Consider the following 6,201-nt stretch of genomic DNA (forward strand, 5'->3'; position numbering starts at 1 on the left):
GGTCGCGGCCGCGCTGCGCGCCGCCGCCGACCGCCGCGAGGGCCTGGCCCGCCTCGGCGGCCAGGTCGCCGCCCGCCGCAGCCGCGTCGAGGCCGCCGAGGCCGAGCTGGAGCGGCTGTCGGCCTCGCTCGCCGACGCCGAGCAGCGCCGCGAGCACGCCCAGGCCGAGTTCACCGCGCTGGAGACGCAGGTGGCCGGTGTCGAGGAGGGCGAGGAGGACCTCGACAGCGAGCACGAGGGCGCCGCCGCCGCGCTCGCGCGCGCCGAGGAGGCCCACGAGGCCGCCCGCGCGGAGCTGCAGGCCGCCGAGCGCGAGCGCGCCACCTGGTCCGCGCGCAAGGAGGCCCTGGAGATCGGCCTGGACCGCAAGGACGGCGCCGGCGCCCTGCTCGCCGCCGGGCCCGCCGTCTCCGGCGTCCTCGGCTCCGTGGCGGCCCTGCTGGGCGTCGAGGGCGGCTACGAGCAGGCCGTCGCCGCCGCGCTCGGGGCCGCCGCCGACGCGGTCGCCGTCGCCTCCCCGGCCTCCGCGGCCGAGGCCATCGAGCACCTGCGGGCCGCCGACGCCGGGCGCGCCGGGATGCTCGTCGCCGGGCCCGCCACCGGCGGCCCACCGCCGTCGGTGCCGGACGGCGCCCGCGCCGCCCTCGACCTCGTCCGCGCGCCCGGGGAGCTGCGCGGCGCGCTGCAGCGCCTGCTCGGCGACGTCGTCGTCGTGGAGGACCTGCCCACCGCCCGCGAGCTGGCCGCCGCCCGCCCCGACCTCGTCGCCGTCACCCGCGACGGCGACGTCCTGGCCGCCCACCGCGCGGCGGGCGGGTCCTCCTCCGCGCCGAGCCTGCTGCAGGTGCAGGCCGCCGTCGACGAGGCCGCCGACGCGCTGTCGGCCGCCGGGCACCGCGTCCAGCGCGCGCAGTTCACCCTGCAGCAGACCACCGCGGAGCGCTCCGCCGCCGCCGAGCGCGTCGAGGCGGCGCTGGAGCGGCTGCACGAGTCCGACGCGCGGATGAACGCCGTCGCCGAGCAGCTCGGCCAGCTCGGCGGCGCGGTGCGCTCGGCGGCCGCCGAGGCCGAGCGGCTGCGCGCCACCCGCTCCCAGGTCGCCGAGCGCCTGGAGGGCGACCGCCGCGAGCTCGCCGACCTGGAGGAGCGCTTCGAGGCGGCCTCGGCGGCCCCCGCCGACGACGGGGACGTCTCCACCGACGAGCGCGACCGGCTGGCCGAGGCGGCCCGCGGCCTCGGGCGCGCCGAGACCGAGGCCCGCCTGGCGCTGCGCACCACCGAGGAGCGCGCCCGCGCCCTGGCCGGGCGCGCCGACTCCCTGCAGCGCCAGGCCCGCGAGGAGCTCGCCGCCCGCGAGCGCGCCGCGGCCCGCCGCGCCGAGCGCGCCGAGCAGGCCCGGGTGGCCACGCGGGTGCGCGAGGGCGCCCAGCGCGCGCTGGCCGCCTGGGAGTCCTCCGCGGAGCAGGCCTCCCGGCTGCGCGAGGCGGCCGAGGCGGCCCGCGTCCGCTTCGCCGAGGAGGTCGCGGGCGCCCGCCGCGCCGTGGAGTCCCTGCAGGCCGAGCAGCAGCGCCTCGGCGACACCCGGCACGCCGACGAGGTGGCCCGCGCCCAGCAGCGCTGGCGGATCGACCAGCTGCGCCAGCGCTCGCTGGAGGAGCTGGGCACCGACCCCGACGTCCTCGTGGAGGAGTTCGGCCCCCACCAGCTCGTCCCGCCGTCCCCGCCGGCGCCCGGCGACCCCGAGCCGGAGACCCCGCCGCAGCCGCGGCCCTACGTGCGCGCCGAGCAGGACAAGCGCCGGCGCGCCGCCGAGCGGGCGCTGGGCCAGCTCGGGCAGGTCAACCCGCTGGCGCTGGAGGAGTACGCGGCGATGGAGGAGCGCCACCAGTTCCTCGTCACCCAGTCCGACGACCTCAAGAGGTCCCGCAAGGACCTGCTCGACATCGTCAAGGAGGTCGACGAGCGCGTGGAGAAGGTCTTCTCCGAGGCCTTCGCCGACGTCGCCGCGCAGTACGAGCAGGTCTTCCCGCGCCTCTTCCCCGGCGGCGAGGGGCGCCTGGTGCTCACCGACCCCTCCGACATGCTCGCCACCGGCATCGAGGTCGAGGCGCGCCCGGCGGGCAAGAAGGTCAAGCGGCTCTCGCTGCTGTCCGGCGGCGAGCGCTCGCTGGCCGCGGTGGCGATGCTCGTGTCGATCTTCCGCGCCCGCCCCAGCCCCTTCTACGTCCTCGACGAGGTGGAGGCCGCGCTCGACGACGCGAACCTGTCGCGGCTCATCACCCTCTTCGAGGAGCTGCGCTCCTCCAGCCAGCTCATCGTCATCACCCACCAGAAGCGCACGATGCAGATCGCCGACGCGCTCTACGGGGTGACGATGCGCGGCGACGGCGTCAGCACCGTCGTCAGCCAGCGGCTGCGGGACCCGCAGGCGCCCCGCCAGGGAGTCCCGCAAGAGGTCCCGCCGGCGTCGTGAGGCCCGCCGGCGGCGCCGCGGTGACGCTGCGGTGAGCACTTGGTCACGGGGTCGCAACGGTCGGCACGCCGGGTGGTGCCCCCGTGGCGCGCGGGGCAGTGTGGGACGCGTGGTGATGACGACGATGCTCGTGACGTTCGCGTGCACGGTGGGGCTGGCGCTGGTGGTCCTGCTGTCGGTCGCCGCTGCGCCCATGCGCAGGCGGGGCAGCAGGCTCATCGCCCGCCTCGACGCCTGGGCCGACCGCGTCCTGCCGCTCGCGCACGCCTGGCGCGCGCGGGCCGCCCGGGCGCTGGAGGCCCGCGTGCGCGAGCGCCTGGACGCCTCCCGCACCCCCGCCGGCGAGGAGCGCGGCACCGCCCCGGTGCGCTGACGGGGGCGGTGCGCCCGCGCTCGCCGCGGTCGCCGTCTGCGAGGATCCAGGCCCGTGGAGACCATCGAGATCGTCATCGGCATCGTCGTGCTCATCGCCCTCGCGGGCGTGGGCGCCGTCGCCGGCCTCGTGCGCCCGCGCCGCCGGCGCGGGTCGCTGCCGCGGCCGGGGGAGCAGGCCGGCCGCTCCAGCGTCGGGCCGCGCTCGGACGAGCTGCCGCTGCCCGGGGTCGGTGACGACGCCGAGGATCCGCGCGACTCCCCGCTGCGCACGGTCGACGACGTCGAGCTGCCCGACGAGCTGCCCACGACCGAGCGGCCCGCACCCGTCGCGGGCCGGCTGGTGCGCCTGCGCGAGCGGCTCGCGCGCTCCAACTCCGCCCTCGGCCACGGGCTGCTCGCGCTGCTCTCGCGCGACACCCTCGACGAGTCCACGTGGGAGGAGGTCGAGGAGACGCTGCTGCTGGCCGACGTCGGCGTCGACCCCACCACCGAGATCGTCGACGCGCTGCGCGAGCGGGTGCGCGTGCTGGGCACCCGCGAGCCCGAGCAGCTGCGGGAGATGCTGCGCGAGGAGCTGCTGAGGGCCGTCGGCACCGACGTCGACCGCTCCCTGGCCACCACCCGCCACGAGGGCGAGGACGGCCGGCCCGGCCGCCCGGCGGTCGTCCTGGTCGTCGGCGTCAACGGCACCGGCAAGACCACCACCGTCGGCAAGCTGGCCCGCGTCCTCGTCGCCGAGGACAAGGACGTCGTCCTGGGCGCGGCGGACACCTTCCGCGCCGCCGCGGCCGAGCAGCTGGCCACGTGGGGCGAGCGGGTCGGGGTGCCGACCGTGCGCTCCGAGCGCGACGGCGCCGACCCCGCCTCCGTGGCCTACGACGCCGTCAAGCAGGGCATCGAGGACGAGGTCGACGTCGTCCTCGTCGACACCGCCGGCCGGCTGCAGAACAAGGTCGGCCTCATGGACGAGCTCGGCAAGGTCAAGCGGGTGGTGGAGCGCCACGGCCCGGTCGACGAGGTCCTGCTCGTGCTCGACGCCACCACCGGCCAGAACGGCCTGCGCCAGGCGGCCGTCTTCTCCCAGGTCGTCGACATCACCGGCATCGTGCTCACCAAGCTCGACGGCACCGCCAAGGGCGGCATCGTCGTCGGCGTGCAGCGCAGCCTGCACGTGCCGGTCAAGCTCATCGGCCTCGGCGAGGGCCCCGACGACCTGGCGCCGTTCGAGCCCGAGGCCTTCGTGGACGCGCTGCTGGCCTGAGCCGCCGGTGGGGCGGGGCGGGCGCGGGCGCGCGACCGTGCGCGTTACGTGATGTTCACACGGGGCCGCCGCTCGTCACGAACGCGAAACACGGCGCGCGAGGGGTTGTAACGCGTGGGCGCCACGGTGGGTCCCGCTCCCGCTCCCCGCCCTCGCCGGCCCCGCCGGCCTCGTGGAAGGCCCTGCTGCCCATGGACACCGGTGACACCGCCTGGGTCCTCACCAGCGCTGCTCTCGTGCTGCTGATGACCCCCGGTCTCGCGCTCTTCTACGGCGGCATGGTCCGCGCGAAGAGCGTCCTGAACATGATGATGATGAGCTTCGGAGCCATGGCCCTGATCGGGGTCCTGTGGGTCCTGTACGGCTTCTCGATGGCCTTCGGGAACGACGTCGGCGGCGGCCTGCTCGGCGACCCGTCCGAGTACTTCGGCCTCTCCGGCCTGCTCGGCGCCGACGACCTCGTCGGGACGCTGCCCGCCATGGCCTTCGTGGCCTTCCAGTCCGTCTTCGCCATCATCGCCGTCGCGCTGATCTCCGGCGCCATCGCCGACCGCGCCAAGTTCGGCGCCTGGATGGTCTTCGCCGGCGTGTGGGCCACCGTCGTCTACTTCCCCGTCGCGCACTGGGTGTTCTCCTTCGACGAGGTCGTCTCCGAGGTCGGCGGCTGGATCGCCGGCGCCGGTGCCATCGACTTCGCCGGCGGCACCGCGATCCACATCAACGCCGGCGCCGCGGCCCTGGCCCTCGCGCTCGTCCTCGGCAAGCGCCGCGGGTTCGGCCGCGAGCCGATGCGCCCGCACAACCTGCCGCTGGTGATGCTCGGCGCCGGGCTGCTGTGGTTCGGCTGGTTCGGCTTCAACGCCGGCTCGGCCACCGCCGCCAACGGGACCGCCGCGGTCGCCTGGGTCAACACCCTCGCCGCCACCTGCGCCGCGATCCTGGGCTGGCTGCTCACCGAGAAGGTCCGCGACGGGCACGCCACCTCCCTGGGCGGCGCCTCCGGCGCCGTCGCCGGCCTGGTCGCCATCACCCCCGCCTGCTCCGCGCTCAACCCCGTCACCTCGATGGTCGTCGGCGTCGTCGCCGGTGTGCTGTGCGCCCTGGCCGTCGGCCTGAAGTACAAGCTCGGCTACGACGACTCCCTCGACGTCGTCGGCGTCCACCTCGTCGGCGGGCTCTGGGGCACCATCGCCATCGGCTTCTTCGCCACCGCCGACGCCCCGGCCGGTGTCGACGGCCTCTTCTACGGGGGCGGCGCGGGCCAGCTCTGGATCCAGCTCTACTCCGCCGTCGCCGTCATGGTCTTCTCCTTCGTCGCCACCTGGGTCATCGGCACCGTCATCCACAAGACGATGGGCTTCCGCATCGACGAGGAGGACGAGGTGGCCGGCATCGACCAGGTCGTGCACGCCGAGTCCGGCTACGACTGGGGCACCCTGGGCGGCGGCGCCGGCCGCATCGGCGCCGGCGGCGGCGCTCCCCGCCCCGACGCCCGCCACGCAGCTCCCGGGACCTCGGAGGTCAGCGCATGAGACTCGTCACCGCCATCATCAAGCCGCACAAGCTCGACGACGTGAAGTCGGCGCTGGAGTCCTACGGCATCCAGGGCCTGACCATCTCCGAGGCCTCCGGCTACGGCCGCCAGCGCGGGCACACCGAGGTCTACCGCGGCGCCGAGTACACCGTCGACCTGGTCCCCAAGGTGCGCGTGGAGGTCCTCGTCGACGACGTCGACGTCCACGACGTCGTCGAGGTCGTCGTCAAGAGCGCCCAGACCGGGCGCATCGGCGACGGCAAGGTGTGGACCCAGCCCGTCGAGGACGTGGTGCGCGTGCGCACCGGCGAGCACGGCCCCGACGCCCTGTGAGCCCCACGCCCCCCGAACCCGACGGCCCCTGAGGGAGCGCACCGTGGAACACCGCCTCGGGCAGGTCGACGCTGAGCGCTGACCTGCGCACCGAGCGACTCGCGCTGGCGGTGCGGGCCGGACGACCCGGCCCGCACCGCCGCGCAGAGCTGGTCCAGCTCGTGGAGTCCCGGTTGCGCGACGTGTGGGAGCAGGCCCTGGCGCCCCTGCCCTCCCTGCTGGCCG

5 protein-coding genes are annotated in these 6,201 nt (G+C 76.2%); all 5 read left to right on the forward strand.

Translation table 11 applies throughout. From position 1 onward, the window contains the following. A partial coding sequence (locus GTQ99_RS18515; protein WP_166617197.1) for an AAA family ATPase occupies positions 1-2,473 on the forward strand: 2,473 nt, incomplete at its 5' end. A 109-nt stretch (positions 2,474-2,582) separates the two neighbouring features. Further along, on the forward strand, positions 2,583-2,846 hold the full coding sequence (locus GTQ99_RS18520; RefSeq protein WP_166617198.1) for a hypothetical protein: 264 nt from the start codon (positions 2,583-2,585) through the stop codon (positions 2,844-2,846). A gap of 54 nt (positions 2,847-2,900) precedes the next feature. Beyond that, the gene (gene ftsY / locus GTQ99_RS18525) at positions 2,901-4,109 is read left to right on the forward strand and encodes a signal recognition particle-docking protein FtsY (protein ID WP_338075100.1); all 1,209 of its coding nucleotides are present in this window, start codon (positions 2,901-2,903) and stop codon (positions 4,107-4,109) included. A 191-nt stretch (positions 4,110-4,300) separates the two neighbouring features. Beyond that, complete coding sequence (locus GTQ99_RS18530) at positions 4,301-5,641, forward strand: ammonium transporter (protein ID WP_166617199.1); 1,341 nt, start codon at positions 4,301-4,303, stop codon at positions 5,639-5,641. Beyond that, positions 5,638-5,976: a P-II family nitrogen regulator gene (locus tag GTQ99_RS18535; RefSeq protein ID WP_166617200.1), complete on the forward strand. Its 339-nt coding sequence runs from the start codon at positions 5,638-5,640 to the stop codon at positions 5,974-5,976. Before GTQ99_RS18530 ends, GTQ99_RS18535 begins: the two co-directional genes overlap by 4 nt. Positions 5,977-6,201: the final 225 nt, after the last annotated feature.

The sequence above is a fragment of the Kineococcus vitellinus genome, from assembly GCF_009906315.1.
Classification (GTDB): Bacteria; Actinomycetota; Actinomycetes; order Actinomycetales; family Kineococcaceae; genus Kineococcus; species Kineococcus vitellinus.